The organism is Streptomyces sp. ITFR-21 (assembly GCF_031844685.1).
In the GTDB taxonomy this organism is placed as follows: Bacteria; Actinomycetota; Actinomycetes; order Streptomycetales; family Streptomycetaceae; genus Actinacidiphila.
Genome location: NZ_CP134605.1, coordinates 114955 through 130113 on the forward strand (window position 1 = coordinate 114955; position 15159 = coordinate 130113).

Annotated in this window: 12 protein-coding genes and 1 riboswitch; of the genes, 4 read left to right on the forward strand and 8 right to left on the reverse strand. The window is 76.4% G+C overall.

The window, feature by feature from the left end; all coding sequences use genetic code 11:
- A complete protein-coding gene (gene metX, locus RLT57_RS00495) occupies window positions 1–1149 on the forward strand; it encodes a homoserine O-acetyltransferase MetX (protein WP_311295348.1) in 1149 nt (382 codons plus the stop codon).
- A 65-nt stretch (window positions 1150–1214) separates the two neighbouring features.
- On the opposite strand, the gene RLT57_RS00500 is transcribed toward metX, so the two are convergent.
- From RLT57_RS00500 to RLT57_RS00520, 5 genes are read right to left on the reverse strand one after another with little or no spacing between them, the layout of a single operon-like run.
- The gene (locus RLT57_RS00500; protein ID WP_311295349.1) at window positions 1215–1952 is read right to left on the reverse strand and encodes a cobalt-precorrin-6A reductase; all 738 of its coding nucleotides are present in this window, start codon (window positions 1950–1952) and stop codon (window positions 1215–1217) included.
- Window positions 1952–2740, reverse strand: a complete 789-nt coding sequence (cobF, locus tag RLT57_RS00505; protein WP_311295350.1) for a precorrin-6A synthase (deacetylating) — start codon at window positions 2738–2740, stop codon at window positions 1952–1954. Before cobF ends, RLT57_RS00500 begins: the two co-directional genes overlap by 1 nt.
- Window positions 2737–3495: a (2Fe-2S)-binding protein gene (locus RLT57_RS00510; protein ID WP_311295351.1), complete on the reverse strand. Its 759-nt coding sequence runs from the start codon at window positions 3493–3495 to the stop codon at window positions 2737–2739. Before RLT57_RS00510 ends, cobF begins: the two co-directional genes overlap by 4 nt.
- Complete coding sequence (locus RLT57_RS00515) at window positions 3492–4352, reverse strand: CbtA family protein (RefSeq protein ID WP_311295352.1); 861 nt, start codon at window positions 4350–4352, stop codon at window positions 3492–3494. The genes RLT57_RS00510 and RLT57_RS00515 overlap by 4 nt, the downstream gene beginning before the upstream one ends.
- 39 nt (window positions 4353–4391) lie before the next feature.
- Window positions 4392–4607: a CbtB domain-containing protein gene (locus RLT57_RS00520; RefSeq protein ID WP_311295353.1), complete on the reverse strand. Its 216-nt coding sequence runs from the start codon at window positions 4605–4607 to the stop codon at window positions 4392–4394.
- A gap of 55 nt (window positions 4608–4662) precedes the next feature.
- A riboswitch (cobalamin riboswitch) is annotated at window positions 4663–4740 on the reverse strand.
- 345 nt (window positions 4741–5085) lie between these two features.
- Here RLT57_RS00520 and RLT57_RS00525 point away from each other — a divergent pair.
- The gene (locus RLT57_RS00525; protein WP_311295354.1) at window positions 5086–6222 is read left to right on the forward strand and encodes a HoxN/HupN/NixA family nickel/cobalt transporter; all 1137 of its coding nucleotides are present in this window, start codon (window positions 5086–5088) and stop codon (window positions 6220–6222) included.
- 55 nt (window positions 6223–6277) lie between these two features.
- Here RLT57_RS00525 and RLT57_RS00530 read toward each other — a convergent pair whose 3' ends face one another.
- Complete coding sequence (locus RLT57_RS00530; protein ID WP_311295355.1) at window positions 6278–7156, reverse strand: putative protein N(5)-glutamine methyltransferase; 879 nt, start codon at window positions 7154–7156, stop codon at window positions 6278–6280.
- 704 nt (window positions 7157–7860) lie between these two features.
- Here RLT57_RS00530 and RLT57_RS00535 point away from each other — a divergent pair.
- Window positions 7861–10977 (forward strand): AfsR/SARP family transcriptional regulator, encoded by a 3117-nt coding sequence (locus RLT57_RS00535; RefSeq protein WP_311295356.1) that lies wholly within the window; start codon window positions 7861–7863, stop codon window positions 10975–10977.
- 30 nt (window positions 10978–11007) lie between these two features.
- Here RLT57_RS00535 and RLT57_RS00540 read toward each other — a convergent pair whose 3' ends face one another.
- The gene (locus RLT57_RS00540) at window positions 11008–11805 is read right to left on the reverse strand and encodes a hypothetical protein (protein ID WP_311295357.1); all 798 of its coding nucleotides are present in this window, start codon (window positions 11803–11805) and stop codon (window positions 11008–11010) included.
- A gap of 529 nt (window positions 11806–12334) precedes the next feature.
- Here RLT57_RS00540 and RLT57_RS00545 point away from each other — a divergent pair.
- Window positions 12335–13441, forward strand: a complete 1107-nt coding sequence (locus RLT57_RS00545) for a chemotaxis protein (RefSeq protein WP_311295358.1) — start codon at window positions 12335–12337, stop codon at window positions 13439–13441.
- Window positions 13442–13575: 134 nt separating this feature from the next.
- On the opposite strand, the gene RLT57_RS00550 is transcribed toward RLT57_RS00545, so the two are convergent.
- A complete protein-coding gene (locus RLT57_RS00550) occupies window positions 13576–15000 on the reverse strand; it encodes a helix-turn-helix domain-containing protein (RefSeq protein WP_311295359.1) in 1425 nt (474 codons plus the stop codon).
- Window positions 15001–15159: the final 159 nt, after the last annotated feature.

Here is a 15159-nt window from a genome sequence, read left to right on the forward strand (position 1 = left end):
ATGTCCGCCGATACGACCGCGGGTTCCTCCCTGCTGCCGGCCACCGGGGCCTGGCAGCAGGGGGACCCGCCGGGCCGCCGCCGCTGGTTCGAGCAGCGGCGGCCCCTGCGGCTGGAGGCCGGCGGCGAACTGCCCGGCGTCCGGTTGGCGTACGAAACCTGGGGCCGGCTCGCCGCCGACGGCTCCAACGCGGTACTGGTGCTGCACGCGCTGACCGGCGACAGCCATGTCTCGGGTCCCGCGGAGCCGGGGCATCCGTCGGCGGGCTGGTGGGACGGGCTGATCGGTCCGGGCCGGGCGCTGGACACCGACCGCTGGTTCGTGGTGGCGCCGAACGTGCTGGGCGGCTGTCAGGGCAGTACCGGGCCCGCGGAGTACCGTCCCGACGGGCGGCGCTGGGGCGGTTCGTTCCCGTTCCTGACCCAGCGCGACCAGGTGGCGGCCGAGGCGGAGCTGGCGGGCGGGCTCGGCATCGACCGCTGGGCGGTGGTGGTCGGCGGCTCGATGGGCGGGATGCGGGCCCTGGAGTGGGCGATCGGCCACCCGGAGCGGACCGGGGCGCTCTTACTGCTGGCGTCCACCGCCGCCGCCAGCGCCGAGCAGATCGCCTGGGCCACGGCGCAGGTGCACGCCATAAAGGCCGACCCCAACTGGCGCGGCGGCGACTACCACGACGCCGGCCCGGGCGGCGGACCGCACGGCGGTCTGGGGCTCGCCCGCCGGCTGGCCCACATCACCTACCGCAGCGAGGGCGAGCTGCGGGCCCGCTTCGGCCGCGACCCGCAGGGCGCGGAGGACCCCTGGCGGGGCGGCCGCTACGCGGTGCAGTCCTATCTCGACCACCACGCCGGCAAGCTGGTACGGCGGTTCGACGCGGCCAGTTACGTCGTCCTCAGCGAGGCGATGAACGCCCACGACGTGGGCCGCGGCCGGGGCGGCGTGCGGGCCGCCCTGCGCGGTGTCACCGTCCCCACCGTGGTGGCCGGCGTCGACTCCGACCGGCTCTACCCCCTGTCGCAGCAGGCCGAGTTGGCGGCGGGCATCCCGGGCGCGGACGGGCTGCGGGTGGTCGAGTCGCCGTACGGCCACGACGGTTTCCTGCTTGAGGTGGAGCAGGTGGCGGCGCTGGTACGGGAGTTGGTGGGCTGACGGGGCGGCACCGGTCCACCGGGCGCCGTGTGGGGTGGCCGCCGGGGTGGGAGGCGCCCGACCGGTCAGCCGTGCGCCCGGAGCCAGGCCGCGGCCTCGGCCGGGTCGGTGACGGCCGGCGTCCCGGCGGCCGGCGGGGGCCGGCGGACGATCAGCACCGGCAGCGCGGCCTCGCGGGCCGCGGTGAGTTTGGCGGCGGTGGCCGGGCTGCCGCTGTCTTTGGTGACGAGTACGTCGACGCGGTGCCGGGCCAGCAGCGCGCGTTCGCCCGCGAGGGTGAACGGGCCCCGGGACAGCAGGAGTTCGAGGTCGCGGGGCAGTGGCGGCGCCGGAGGCCCGACCATGCGCGCCACCAGGTGCAGGTCCAGCCCGGCGAAGGCGGCCAGCCCCTGGCGGCCGATGGTGAGGAACGCCCGGCTGCCGAGCGCGGGCAGCAGTTCGGCGGCCTCGGCCACGGTGGCGGCCCAGTGCCAGCGGTCGCCGGGGCCCGCGGTCCAGCCGGGCCCGCGCAGCGCGAGCAGCGGGACGCCCGCCGACGCCGCCGCGTCGGCGGCGTTCCGGCTGATGTCCGCGGCGAACGGGTGGGTGGCGTCGACCACGGCGTCGATCCGCTGCTCCCGCAGCCACCCGGCCAGGCCCGCCGCTCCCCCGAAGCCGCCGGTACGGGTCCGGCCGGCCGGCAGCCGCGGCGCGGCGGTGCGCCCGGCCAGCGAACTGGTCACCTCCAGCGCAGGGTCGGCGGCCAGGTCGGCCGCCAGGGTGCGGGCCTGCGCGGTGCCGCCGAGGATCAGCACCCGCCGCATCAGCGCCCGCCGGTCGGGCGGCCGCCGGTCCTGCGCAGCAGATAGGTGTCCATGATCCAGCCCTTGCGGGCCCGCGCCTCGGCCCGGACGGTACGGATCCGGTCGGCCAGCGTCTCGTCCAGCGGTCCGGCCAGCAGGATCTCGTCGGGGGTGCCGAGGTAGGCGCCCCAGTGGATGTGCAGGTGCTGCCCGGTGAACCGGCCGAACGCCTGCCGCGCGTCGAGCATCACCACCACGTCGTCGACGCCGTCGGGCAGCCCCTCCTCGGCGAGCCGGCGCCCGGTGGTGATCTGCAACGGGCGCCCGACCCGGTTGAGGCCGGTACGGTGCCGGGCGGCGAGCAGGGCGACACTGCTGATGCCCGGCACCACCGTCCAGCCGAACTCCTCGGTGCCGCGGGCGTGCACCTCCTCCAGGATGCCGAGTGTGCTGTCGTAGAGCGCCGGGTCCCCCCAGACCAGGAAGGCCCCGCAGGCCCCCGCGGGCAGTTCCTCGGCGATCAGCCGCTGGTAGACGTCGGCGCGGCGGCGCCGCCAGTCGTCGACGGCGGGCGCGTATCCCTGCGCGGGCGCGGCGCGGTCCCGCTCGGGGTCGGGGACGGTGACCACGCGGTGCGGCCGGATCGCGTGCCGCTGGAGGATCAGCTCGCGCAGGGCCACCAGGTCGGCCTTGTCCGCCCCCTTGTCCAGCAGGAAGAACACGTCGGTACGGCCGAGGGCGCCCAGCGCCTCCAAGGTGAGGTGTTCGGGGTCGCCCGCGCCGATGCCGATGACGTAGATCTGTTTCACGACGGGGAGTCTGGCACACGGCCGGCGGCCGGCCGCCGGTCAAGGGCGCAGTCCCCGCACAGCGCGCCCCGGCCGCCGGGAGCGGCCCGGTAGATCAGGCAGCAGCTGCGGCGGCGGAAGATCCCGTCGGCGGTGGTGCCCTCTCCCGCCAGCGGCGGCCTGCCCAGCAGCAGAGCGGTGAACCGGCCGGTGGCGGCCGCCTGTTCGGGCCGGCTGCGGGTGAGCGCCGCGGCGGCGCCGCCCACCGCCGAGGCGGTGTTGCCGCGCAGGATGTGCCGGGAGACACCGAACACGCCGAAGGCGGCGCCCAGTTCCTCCAGCGGTCCGGCCAGCAGGCCGGCCGCCAGCCGGTCGGCGAGGGCTTCAGGGGTACGGCACGGCCCGCCGAGGGCGCGCGGCGGCAGCGACAGCGGCACGGGGCCGCCGAGCACCGGCCGCCAGCGGACCTCCTCCAGGGTGAACAGCAGCGGACGGCCGTGGAGCACGGCGGCGGCCAGCGCGGGCGACACCAGCCGGGCGGCGAGCCCGAGGTGGGCGACGGAGGCGGCGACACGCGGTTCGACGGCGTCGGCCGGCCGGCCCCCGGCGGCGGCCAGCCACCGGCGTACCGCGCCGACCCGCTCGGCCAGCAGGGGCGCGGACAGCGGCTGCCAGCCGGGACCGCGGCCGCCGTCGGCCGCCAGCGCGAAGAAGGGGCCGAGCGCGGTGATCTCCGCGATCACCGCGCCCGGCTCCCGCGCTCCGGACGCGCTCATACGGGGACCGGGGCCGGCTCCCGCGAGGTGGCGGCGCCCGGACGGGGGTGCAGGAGGCGTTCGGCCAGGGGTGCGAAGACCAGGCCGATGGCCGACCAGAGCAGCAGCTGGGCGGCCACGGAGTACAAGCGGAAGGAGTAGAGCACGTCGGCCGGGAAGCCCGGATAGACGACGGTGCCGTCGGGGCCCCGCAGCGGGAGCGGTGTCTCGGTGGCGTGGTCGCCGAAGTGCTGCCTGTTGTAGCCGAGATGGCCGAGCGAGGGCAGGATCAGCATGACGGCGCCGATCGCGACGGCGAAGGCGGCGCCGGCCAGCAGGACGGCGTTCCCGTTGCCGAACCGCGCCTGGAGGCGCCTGCCGAGCCAGCAGGCGCCGGCCAGAAACGCCACCGAGCACACCACCATGACCAGGTAGAGGCCGCTGCGGGCCTTGATGGTCTCCTCGTGCCCGATCGCGGGCGGGTTGGCCGGGTACTTCAGGAACGGCACCAGGTACACGCCGAGGAAGCCGCCGGCCGCCACGGTCAGCGCCAGGCCGCGGGCGCGCAGCCCGCCGACCCGGCCGAGGCAGACGGCGTAGGCGACGGCGAACAGCGCGCCCATCGCCATGCCGAAGACGATCGTTCCGACGCCGATGCCGACGTCGGCCTGGATCGTGCGGCTGAACAGGTCGGGCCCGGCGGCCTCGGGCGGGAGACCGGCCGCCTTGTCGAGCGCGGCCTGGGCGGCGTCCCGGCCGCTCTCGTAGTCGATCGCCCTGCCGATCTGCGGTTCGGCGAAGATCCGGGCGAAGAGGAAGGCGAGCAGCCCGCCGGCTGCGCCGGCCAGCAGGCCGCGCAGGATGAGTTTCTTTTCCATGTCGGGTCGTCCGTACGTCGGGTGACGGGGTGCCGGGCGTCAGTGGCAGGGGAAGCCGAGGAAGTGACGCGCGTCGTGGACGAACTCGTGGATGTGCATGTCCTTGCCGAACACCGAGACGGCGCCCTGGTCGACACCGATGAAGTAGTAGGCGGCGAGCGCCAGGAGCGAGGTGCCGACGAGCCAGAGCACGGCTCTGGAGACCGGCAGGACGACCGGCGTGACAGCCGGGCGGGGAGCGGAAACGGTGCTCAAGGCAAGCCCTCCTTGGGGGATCGTGCGTCCCTGTTCCATGGGCGTCGTGACGGGTGGGTGTCTGACTCCCCTGCCGTCCTCGGACAGCGGGCTCACAGTGGCGCGACCGTGCTGGATTCCCACCAGCTTCCCCACATCATCACTACGGCAAGGAGCGTAGGCGGGGCGTCCGCCGTGCGTCAATCAGGACGAAGGCAGCTCTGCCGGGCGTTCCGGACGGCCGTGACCGGGGCCGCGTGCCCGGCCCGCGCCGCCGGGCCGGGCACGCGGCCCCGCGGACGCGCGGTGCGCCCGTCCGCGGGGCCGGACGGTCCGGGCGGGCGCGACCGCGTGTGCGCGGGGCGGTCGCCGCGGTCGCGCCTCCGTTCCTGGTGGGAGTGGCCGGCAACAAGTCCTGGCGCCCTATTGCAAATGGATCGCAACTAGTAGCCTGCTGCGAGTAGCCGCCCACACCGCCCGCTCCACGGAGGACGCAGCCATGACCACCACCACCGAGGCCCCGGCCGGTGCCGGGTCCCGCCGGCGCCGGATGTCGATGTCCCGGGCGGAGTGGACGCGCCTGGGCGGTATGGCCGTGTTCATCGTGGCGCTGCACGTCGTCGGCTGGTTCACGCTGGTCGCGATCGTCGCTCCCGAGCACTACAGCCTGGGTACGAAGTCCTTCGGGATCGGTATCGGGGTGACCGCCTACACCCTCGGCATGCGGCACGCCTTCGACGCCGACCACATCGCCGCCATCGACAACACCACCCGCAAGCTGATGGGCGAGGGCAAGCGCCCGCTGTCGGTCGGCTTCTGGTTCTCCCTCGGCCACTCCAGCATCGTCTTCGGCCTCGCCTTCCTCCTCTCGCTGGGCGTGCGGGAGCTGGCCGACCCGGTGGAGGACGACGACTCGCAGCTGCACAGCGTCACCGGCTGGATCGGCACCACGGTCTCCGGCACGTTCCTGTACGTCATCGCGTTCATCAACCTGGTGATCCTGGCCGGGATCTGGAAGGTCTTCCGGCGGATGCGCCAGGGCCACTTCGACGAGGCGGCGTTGGAGGAGCAGCTCAACAACCGGGGCCTCATGAACCGCGTCCTCGGCCGCCTCATGAAGTCGATCACCAAGCCGTGGCAGATGTACCCGCTGGGCCTGCTCTTCGGCCTGGGCTTCGACACCGCGACCGAGATCGCGCTGCTGGTGCTGGCCGGCTCCGGCGCAGCCTCCGGCCTGCCCTGGTACGCGATCCTGTGCCTGCCGGTCCTGTTCGCCGCCGGGATGTGCCTGCTGGACACCATCGACGGCTCGTTCATGAACTTCGCCTACGAGTGGGCCTTCTCCAAGCCGGTCCGCAAGGTCTACTACAACCTCACCATCACCGGCCTGTCCGTCGCCGTCGCCCTCATCATCGGCACCGTCGAACTCCTCGGCCTCATCGCCGACAAGGCCGGCCTGCACGGCCTCTTCTGGAACTGGGTCGGCGGCCTTGACCTCAACATCATCGGCTACGTCATCGTCGGCCTCTTCTTCCTCACCTGGGCCACCGCCCTCGCCGTCTGGAAACTCGGCAACATCGAGGAGAAATGGTCGGCGGGACTGCGCCCGGCGGAGCAGCGGGACCCGGCGCTCTGAGCGGAGGGGACGGTCCGCCCCGGTCGGCGGCCGCCCCCTCCGGAGCGCGGAGGCGTCAGGCGGCCGGCCGGGTGCCGATCACCACCGTCGCGCCGCGGTCCTCGTCGGTGGCCAGCCGTGGCTCCAGGCCGCCCGCGCGGACGATCCGCACCGCGCGGCCGGCCTGCCGGCCACTGGTCTCGGAAAGCAGCGAACCGCCGGGCGCGAGCCAGTACCGGGCCTCGGCGGCGACCCGGCGGAGCACGTCGAGGCCGTCGGGGCCGCCGTCGAGGGCGATCCGCGCCTCGTGGTCGCGGGCCTCGGCGGGCAGCAGGCCGACCGCGCCGGTCGGTACGTACGGGACGTTGGCGGCGAGGACGTCCACCCGGCCGCGCAGCCGCGGCGGCAGCGGTGCGAAGAGGTCGCCCTGGTGGACGTGGCCGCCGGCCGGTGCCACGTTGCGGCGGGCGCAGCGTACGGCGGCCGGGTCGAGGTCGGCGGCGTGCAGGTCCACGCCGCCCAGGGCCGCGGCGATCGCGGCGCCGACGGCGCCCGAGCCGCAGCACAGGTCGACCACGACCGCGCCGGCGCGGCCGAGCGCGACCGCCTCGCCGACCAGGAACTCGGTCCGCCGCCGGGGTACGAAGACACCGGGGTCGACGGCGATCCGCCGGCCGGCGAACTCGGCCCAGCCGACGACGTGTTCCAGCGGCAGGCCGCCGGCCCGGCGTTCCACCATGCCGCGCAGTTCGCCGGCGTCGCGGGCGGCGGCCGTCAGCAGCCGCGCCTCGTCCTCGGCGAAGACGCAGCCGGCCGCCCGGAGCAGCCGGACCACCTCGGACTCCGGCAGCGGTGGCGGCGCGGACACCGTGGACGGCTCGGGCGGCGCGGCCTCGGGCGGCGGTGCGGCGGATGAGGCGGGATCTGGGGAGGAGGTGCGGGAAGAGTCCTGCATGAGAGCCTTTCGGGGAGCCCGGGGCACTCCCCGGCGCCGCGCGGCGGGCTGTCAGGCCACGCGGCCGTACGGCGGGAGCGCCCGTCCTGAACTGGCGGTGATCGGTCCCACCTCCTCGGCTCGCGGTCGCGCGGTGTGCCCGCGCGGGCCCAACCTACCGCACCCGGCGCCGCCGCCGGAGGGCGTCGCCCCGGTCCCGGCCGGAGGGGCAGGCCGTCTCGCGGAGGTACGGGAAGGGCTCGGGGCGGGCGCCGAGCGGCGCCCGGACCCGTTCCCGGCAGGCGGTGCAGGTGCGGGTGCGGGCGACGGTGAGGAGGGGCCGGCCGGCGCGGCCCGCAGGCGGCAAAGGCGTCGCAGGTACCAGCGGGAAGCGGGGCTTTCGGCCGTGGGCGCCGGCCCGCTGAACGGCTCGGGAGGCGCTCGGGGAGGCCGGGCGGGCGACCGGTCCGCGCCGCACCGCGCGCGGGGCGGAACGGCGCGGCGCGGACCGCCCCCGTGACGGTCCCCCGTGACGGCCATCGGACCGCCGCCACGGTGATCGTCCTCCTGAGCGGTGCCGGTGCGGTGCCATCGCGGTGCCATCGGCGGACGGCGGGTGCGGCCGGCCGGGTTGCGAAGGATCCGTGTGCATGGCGGCCGGTCCGGAAAGCGCTGGCTATGCTCGGCAGCCGCAGGACGCGGGAGCCACCAGGGGGAGCGCTCGGATGGGGGAACAGCCGGCGGGGTCCGCGGACGACCGCACCGGCCGGGCCGGCACGGTCGGCTACCGGCTGCTGGGCGCGGTCGGCGCGTGGCGCGACGGCCGGGAGGTCGACCTCGGGCCGCACAAGCAGCGGGCGGTGCTGGCCACGCTGCTGCTGCGGGCCGGCCAGGTGGTGCCGACGCGCGACATCCTGCACGCGGTGTGGGACGACGAGCCGCCGGCCGACGGTCCGAACGTGGTCAGCAAGTACGTCGGCAGGCTCCGCCGGCGGCTCGGCGGCGGCGACGCGCTGCCGTGGGCGGGTTACGGCTACTGCGTCCCGGCGGGTCCGGCCGCCCTCGACCTGGCCGCGTTCGAGGAACGGACCGCGCGGGCCCGGGTCCACCGCGCGGCCGGCGACCTGGAGTCCGCCTCGCGGGAGTTGGAGCGGGCGGACGCGCTGTGGACCGGCCCGGCGCTGACCGGGCTGGACAGCCCGTTCTTCGACACGGAGCGGGACCGGCTCGGCGAACTGCGGCTGGCCGCCGTCGAGGAGCACGCCGACATCGACCTGCGGCTGGGCCGGCACCGGCGGTGGGCGGCAGAACTCGCCCGGCAGGTCGCCGCGCACCCGCTGCGGGAACGGTTCGCCGAGCAGCTGATGCTCGCCCTGTACCGGTGCGGCCGGCAGGCCGACGCGCTGAGCGTGTACCGGATGCTGCGCGGCCGGCTCACGGCCGAGCTGGGGGTCGAGCCGGGCCCGCGGGTGGCCCGGCTGCACCAGGCGATCCTGCGGGCGGAACCGGGCCTGGACACCGGGGCCGAACCGGAGCCGGAGCCGGACGCCGGCCGGGCGGTGACGCGGCCGGTCCCGGAACCGGAGCCGCCCGCCCCGCGGCCGCACCAGCTGCCGGCCGCCATCGGCGACTTCACCGGCCGCGCCGCCGAACTCGGCGAGCTGCGCGACTGGTTGCACGGTCCGCCGGCCGAGGGCGGCCGGGCCCGGGTGGCGATCGTCACCGGTCCCGGCGGCGTCGGCAAGACCAGCCTGGCCCTCCAGGCCGCGCACCTGAGCCGCGCGATCTACCCGGACGGCCAGTTGTACGTGGAGAGCGCGCCGGACACGGAGGCGGCCGACGTCTGCGCGCGGCTGCTGCGGGCCCTGGGGGTGGGCGGCGCGGCCATCCCGGAACCGGCCGAACGCGCCGCGCTCTACCGGACGTTGACCTCCGGGAAGCGGCTGCTGCTGGTCTTCGACGACGTGGCATCCGAGCAGCAGGTGGCTTCCCTGGTGCCGGCGGACGGCCGGTCGGCGGTGCTGATCACCTCCCGCAGCGCGCTGTCCGGGATGCCGGCGACGACCCGGCTGGAGCTGGGCATGATGCCGGCGCGCGAGGCGTACGAGCTGCTGGACACCGTGATCGGCGCCGAACGGCTGTCCAGGGAGCCGGAGATGGCCGAGGAGCTGGTCCGGCTCTGCGGGCGGCTGCCGCTGGCACTGCGGATCGCCGCAGCCCGGGTGGCCGCCAATCCGCACTGGACGATCGCCCGCCTGGTGCGCCGGCTCGCCGACGAGCGCCGGCGGCTGGACGAGCTGCGCCACCGCGACCTGGAGGTGCGGGCCAGTCTCAACCTGAGCTACCAGGTGCTTCCGCAGCGGGCCCGGCTGCTGCTGACCCGGGCCGGCCTGCTGGCGGTGCCGGACATCGCCGAGTGGGGCGCCGCGGCGCTGCTGGACTGCTCGATCGCCGAGGCGCAGGACGTGCTGGACCAGCTGGTCGCGGCCCGCATGATGGAGGCCGGCGGGCCGGGGCCGGATGGCTCGCCGCGCTACCGGCTGCACGACCTGGTCCGGCTGTTCGCCCAGGAGCAGGCTGAGCGGGATCTCGCGGCGGCCGAGCGCGAGGCGGTGCTCGACCGTGCGCTGGGCGCCTGGCTGCGGCTGGCCGAGCAGGCCGACGCGGCGCTGCCGCACGGCTCGTTCAGCCGGCCGGCCGGGCCGACGCCCCGGTACGCGGCCGCGCCGGGCGTCGAACAGGCGCTGCTCGCCGACCCGTTACGGTGGTTCGACCGGGAGCACGGGGCGCTGGAGACGCTGATCGGGCAGGCCGCCGCCACCGGCCGCGCGGGCGCCGCCTGGGAACTGACCGGTTCGCTGATGGCCTACTACGAGGTACGGGCGCACTGCACGGAGTGGAACGACACCCACCGCCGGGCGCTGGCCGCCGTGCAGGCCGCCGGTGACCGGCTCGGCACCGCGGTGGTGCTGCGGGGGCTCGGCGAGCTGCACACCCTGCAGGACCGGTCGGCCGCCGCCGTGGACTGCTTCACCCGGGCCCGCGCCCTGTTCGCCGAGCTGGGCCAGACCCACGGGGTGGCGGTCTGCGACAGCGGGCTCGGCCACCAGTACCGGGTCGGCGGGCGGTACGAGGAGGCGCTGCAAGCGTTCGGCGCCGCGGCCCGTGCCTCCGCCGCGGCCGGCTATCCCCGTACCGAGGCGTACGCCCGGCACTGCTCGGGCGTGGCCCACCTGGAGCGCGGTGAGCTCGACCGCGCCGAGCGGGCGTTCGGCGCCGCGCTGGCGCTGTCGGCGGCCTCCGGCTACCGGCGCGGCGAGGCGCAGACCGAGCGGGGCCTGGGCCTGCTGGCGGGCGCCCGCGGCGACCACGAGGCGGCCGAGCGGCACTTCCAGCGGGCGCTGGCCGTCTCCACCGAACTCGGCGAGCCGGCCGGCACGGCGCACGTGCTGCAGATGCTGGCCGACGCCCGGATGCGGCGGGGCCGGCTGGACTCCGTCCGCGAGCCGCTGCGCCGCGCGCTGCGCATCTACCGCGCCACCGGAGAGCCGTTCGGCCAGGCGCTGGTCCTGCAGACCCTGGCCGAGCACCAGCGGCGGCTGGGCCGCCCGGCCGACGCGCTGGAGCCGGCCACCGCGTCCGTACGGCTGTGGTCCGCCCAGTGCGCGCCGCTGTGGCACGCGCGGGCCCTGCGGGTCCTGGGCGACGTGCACGCCGATCTGGCCGACCCGGCCGCCGCGCGGGACGCCCGTGAGCGGGCCCTGGCGATCCTGGCCGGGCTGGGTGTGCCCGAGCACGCGGAGGTCGCGGAGCTGCTGGCGGACACCGCCGCCGACGTGTGACGGGGGCGGCGCGGGGGTGGCGGCGCGGGATCAGTCCGCGCCGCCGCAGGGCCAGGCAGACCGCGGCCGCCCCACCGCCAGGGCCGCGGGCAGCCGCGACCAGGAGGTGCCGGCGACGGGGGCCCGGGCGGCGAGGAAGACGACGGGGCAGGCCGCGGCGGCGATCAGCGCGGGCCCGCGGGGGCGCGGACCGGGCGGCGCGCTCACAGCGGCCGTCCACGCGTCGGTGACCAGGAGGCAGGCGAGCAGCAGCGCGGTGACGCGGGCGGCGAGCCAGACCGGTGGGGCGGTCAGGGCGGCGATGACGACCGCCGCGGCGGCCAGCAGGGTGGAGCGCCGGCGCAGCGCGACCGCCGGCCAGCGCAGCGCGCTCTTCAACGGGCGCTCGTCGGTCATCGGCGCGGCCGCCCACGCGGCGCCGGCCACCACGACGACCGCCGCCTTGGCGGCGCCGGTCGAGTGCAGGGCGGCGGGCGGGTCGCAGGCGGCGACGGCCAGGGTTGTGCCCAGGCAGCGGGCGGCCAGCAGGTCTCCACGGCGGCGCTCATCGGCTTCCCTTCTGGATGCGGTGCGCAGCAGCGGGACGAGCGGCAGGTCCAGGGGTTCGCCCGGCCGGTGGGTGACGACGGCGATGCCCCGTTCGGTCAGCGCGAACCGCATGGCGTCGCGGTCGGCCCGCCACAGCCGCAGGGCGAGTTCCGCGGTGGTGTCGCCCGGTTCGACGGTGGGCGCGCCGGTGGCGGTCTCGACGACGACCAGCGGGTTGGCGCGCCCGCGGATCCGGTGCAGCACCTTGAGGACGCGCTGGTCGGAGAGTGGGGTGCACACATACACCAGGGCGCCTTCGGGCAGCGCCTGCGGCGGCAGCGGCCCGAGTCGCGACCGCCGCGACGACGAGCGCGTACCGCACGGCGTCGGACAGCCGCTGCTCGACGGGGGTCCAGTTCCCGGTCGTAGCCGATCCGCCGCCGGTACCGGCCGCTCAGCGCCGGCAGGCCGGCGGCGAAGGCCAGTGCCAGCGGGATGACGACGACGGAGTTGCCGCCGAGCGGGCCGCTGCCCCGGCCGAGCCCGCCGCCGGGGCGCAGCAGCAGCGCGCCCGCCGCGACACCGGCGGTGACCATCAGCGCCAGCGCCGCCTGCGCGGCGCCCACTCCCCCGTGTGTTCCGCGATCCCGTCCCGCCGCCCCGCCCTTCCTCAGCGACGATCAGCCGCGCATACGAGCCCGTCCATGGCAGCAGCGCCTCCGGCGGGGGCGCTGCTGCCCCCGGCTGCGGGCGGCGGCACATTGAGCTACCAAGGAAGGGACTGTTGTGCTCGGGATTGTCTTCGGGGGCGTCGCCGGAAGGGTCCGCCATGCCGTCCACGCACCAACCGCTCACTCCCGCCGTGCTCGCCGAACTGCGCAGGCCGCGCAAGTACCCCGCGGTGTCCGTGCTGCTGCCCACCCACCGGCGGGAGCCGGACAACGCGCAGGACTCCGTACGGCTGCGCAACCTGCTGGAGGAGGCCAAGGAGGCGGTGCACGGCGACCCGGAAGTCGCCAGGGCCGACCGGATCGACGTGATCGGGCAGCTGGACCAGGCGCTGGCCGAGGTGGACCTGCGGTACGCCGAGGACGGGCTGGCGATCTTCGCGGCGCCCGGCGAGCACCAGGTCTGGTCGCTGTGCCGGTCGGTGCCGGCCCGGGTACTGCTGGCGCAGACCTTCCTGACCCGCAGCCTGGTGGCCGCGCACGCCGCCAACCAGCCGTACTGGGTGCTCGCCCTCGACTCGCGGGCGGCCACGCTGTGGAGCGGCGGCCGGCAGCACACCCCCGAGCAGGCCGCGGGCGCGTTCCCGGTCCGGCGACCGGAGGTCGACTTCGACGCCGAGCGGCAGGAGCGGGTCGGCGACGTGCCGGGCACCTTCGACGACGAGGAGACCCGGCACTTCCTGAGGGAGGTCATCGAGGCGGTCGGTGCCGTGCAGGCCGCCGATCCGCGCCCGCTGTACGCCGTCGGCGAGACGGAGGTGCTGGCCGCGCTGGACCGCGCCGGTCCGGTGGTGGCCGAGGCGGTGGCGCGGGTGGCGCAGGGCGGTCTGGCCGAAGGGCCGGCCGAGGCGCTGGGCCGGGCGGTCCGCGAGGCCGACCGGGTCCGGGACGAGGAGGCGGTCGCCGGCGTGCTGGACGACCTGGACCGGGCCAGGGGGCGCAAGTCGTTCGCGGGCGGCGTGGACGAGGTGTGGCAGTCGGTGGCCGAGGGCCGGGTCGGCCTGGTCGCCATCGAGGACGGCTACCGTACGACCGTCCGCGACGACGGCGAGCACCTGGTGCCGGCGGGGTCCGACGAGCGGGGCGCGCGGGACGACATCGTGGACGAGATCGCCGAGCAGGCACTGGACACCGGGGCGCGGGTGCGGTTCGTGCCCGACGACGCGCTGGCCGACGTCGGGCGGATCGCGGCGGTGCTGCGCTACTGAGCGGGCCGCCGGCGCCCGGCGCGGGCACGGGCCGGCCGTGGGGCGTCAGGGGATCCGGGGAGCGCCGGGAGGACCTGCCGGGTCCGCGCTCACGCGTGGTGCCCGCCGGAGAAGGGCGCGGGCACCACGCGGCGTCAGCAGCCGGCCGCCGCTCGTACCGCGGCCGGGCGCGGCGCGCCCACCGCGTGCGGCGCGCGGTTGCGGACGAACGCCCGCACGTGGCGCAGCATCCGGTACTCGTAGCGCGGGCCGCGGCGCACCTGGAGCAGTGAGGCGTCGGCCAGCTCGGCGAGCAGGCACACCGCCTCGGTGCAGCTGAACTCCGGTTCCAGTGCCCCGGGTTCGAGTCCGTCGCTGGTCAGCGGCTCGGGACTGTCGCTGATCCGGACCAGGAACTGCCGCTGGCGCGGGCTGAGCATCCCCCAGCTCCACTCCAGGCTGCCGCGCATGGACCGCTGGTGCGGCAGCGCGGACACGTCCGGGACCCCGAGCAGTTCCAGCACGTGGTCGGGCCGGAACAGCGCGGACACCGGGATGCTGCGCAGCCAGTACGCGGCGAACTCGATGAGCCGCGGTACGCAGTCCAGCTCGCGGCACAGCTCACGCACCCGCTCCGGTGACCCGGCCAGGTCGTCGGTGAGCGAACTGCACGCCAGCCGGAGGGACATGAGCTGCACGGCACTTTCCACCGTCAGCGGCCCGGTCTCCCAGATGCGGGCCTCGGCCAGGACCGGGGGCCGCCGGGTGGTGACGACGATCCGCAGGTCGGGCCAGGCGCCGCGCAGCTGCTCCACCAGCAGGGCGGTGGTCTGCGGCAGGTGCTCGGCGGTGTCGAGCACCAGCAGGCCCGGTCCGGCGCCGGGCGGCTGCCGCTCGTCGCCGAGCAGCTCGGCGACCGCCCGTCCGGCGGCGGCCAGGGCGCCGGGTCCGTCGCCGCCGAGCGTGCCGAAGACCGGCGCGGCCGCGGCGCCGCCCCCGAAGCCTCCCGCGCCGCCGTTGGCGGCGGTGGCCGCGGCGACCCGGCCGAGCTGGGCCACCGCGATGCCGCCGGGGAACTCCGCGGCGGTCCGCTCCGCCACGGCCAGCGCGAGCCGCGACTTGCCGATGCCGCCGGGCCCGGTGAGCACCGTCACCGGGTGGCCGGTGACGATCTCGCAGAGCTCGTCCACTTCGCGTTCCCGCCCGACCAGCGTGGTCCTGGGCGCCCGCGGCCCGCGCCACCTGGCCGGGGTCCGCGCCACCACCCGGGGTCCGCCCGCGGGCTCCGCCGCCGCGCGCGGGAGCGGGCCCGGCCCGCCGGCGCGGCCTGGATCACCGGCCGACCGCGCCGCGCCGCCGCCCGCGCGGACCCCGGTACCGGACGCCGGGGGCCCGCCGGCACCCCGCAGCTCCGGGTCGAGCACGGAGAACAGCAGGTCGAGGGAGCTGCGGCGGGGGCTCTGCACCCGGCCGCGCTCCAGGTTCCGTATGGTGCGTACGCTGATCCCGGAGCGTTCGGAGAGTTCCTCCTGGGTCCAGCCGCGCTGCGTTCGTAAGGCGAGCAGCAAATCATTCCTCATACCGGCTCCCCGTTGAGGAGCCGGCCGACGCCGACTGTTCTGTCCGCGGGTCTGGACCTGTGAGACCGCGGTCCGGCTTTCTCTGACACCTTTGATGCCCCCTGGTAGCTCGCATGCCTGTCGGCATTTGCGCTCGTCGTCGGACGTGCGCCGAAGGCG

Excerpts from the sequence above, each read along its gene's own strand:
- metX (WP_311295348.1), top strand. The coding sequence starts at position 1 with ATGTCCGCCGATACGACCGCGGGTTCCTCCCTGCTGCCGGCCACCGGG.
- RLT57_RS00500 (WP_311295349.1), bottom strand. The coding sequence starts at position 1,952 with ATGCGGCGGGTGCTGATCCTCGGCGGCACCGCGCAGGCCCGCACCCTG.
- RLT57_RS00510 (WP_311295351.1), bottom strand. The coding sequence starts at position 3,495 with ATGAGCGCGTCCGGAGCGCGGGAGCCGGGCGCGGTGATCGCGGAGATC.
- RLT57_RS00515 (WP_311295352.1), bottom strand. The coding sequence starts at position 4,352 with ATGGAAAAGAAACTCATCCTGCGCGGCCTGCTGGCCGGCGCAGCCGGC.
- RLT57_RS00525 (WP_311295354.1), top strand. The coding sequence starts at position 5,086 with ATGACCACCACCACCGAGGCCCCGGCCGGTGCCGGGTCCCGCCGGCGC.
- RLT57_RS00530 (WP_311295355.1), bottom strand. The coding sequence starts at position 7,156 with ATGCAGGACTCTTCCCGCACCTCCTCCCCAGATCCCGCCTCATCCGCC.
- RLT57_RS00535 (WP_311295356.1), top strand. The coding sequence starts at position 7,861 with ATGGGGGAACAGCCGGCGGGGTCCGCGGACGACCGCACCGGCCGGGCC.
- RLT57_RS00545 (WP_311295358.1), top strand. The coding sequence starts at position 12,335 with ATGCCGTCCACGCACCAACCGCTCACTCCCGCCGTGCTCGCCGAACTG.
- RLT57_RS00550 (WP_311295359.1), bottom strand. The coding sequence starts at position 15,000 with ATGAGGAATGATTTGCTGCTCGCCTTACGAACGCAGCGCGGCTGGACC.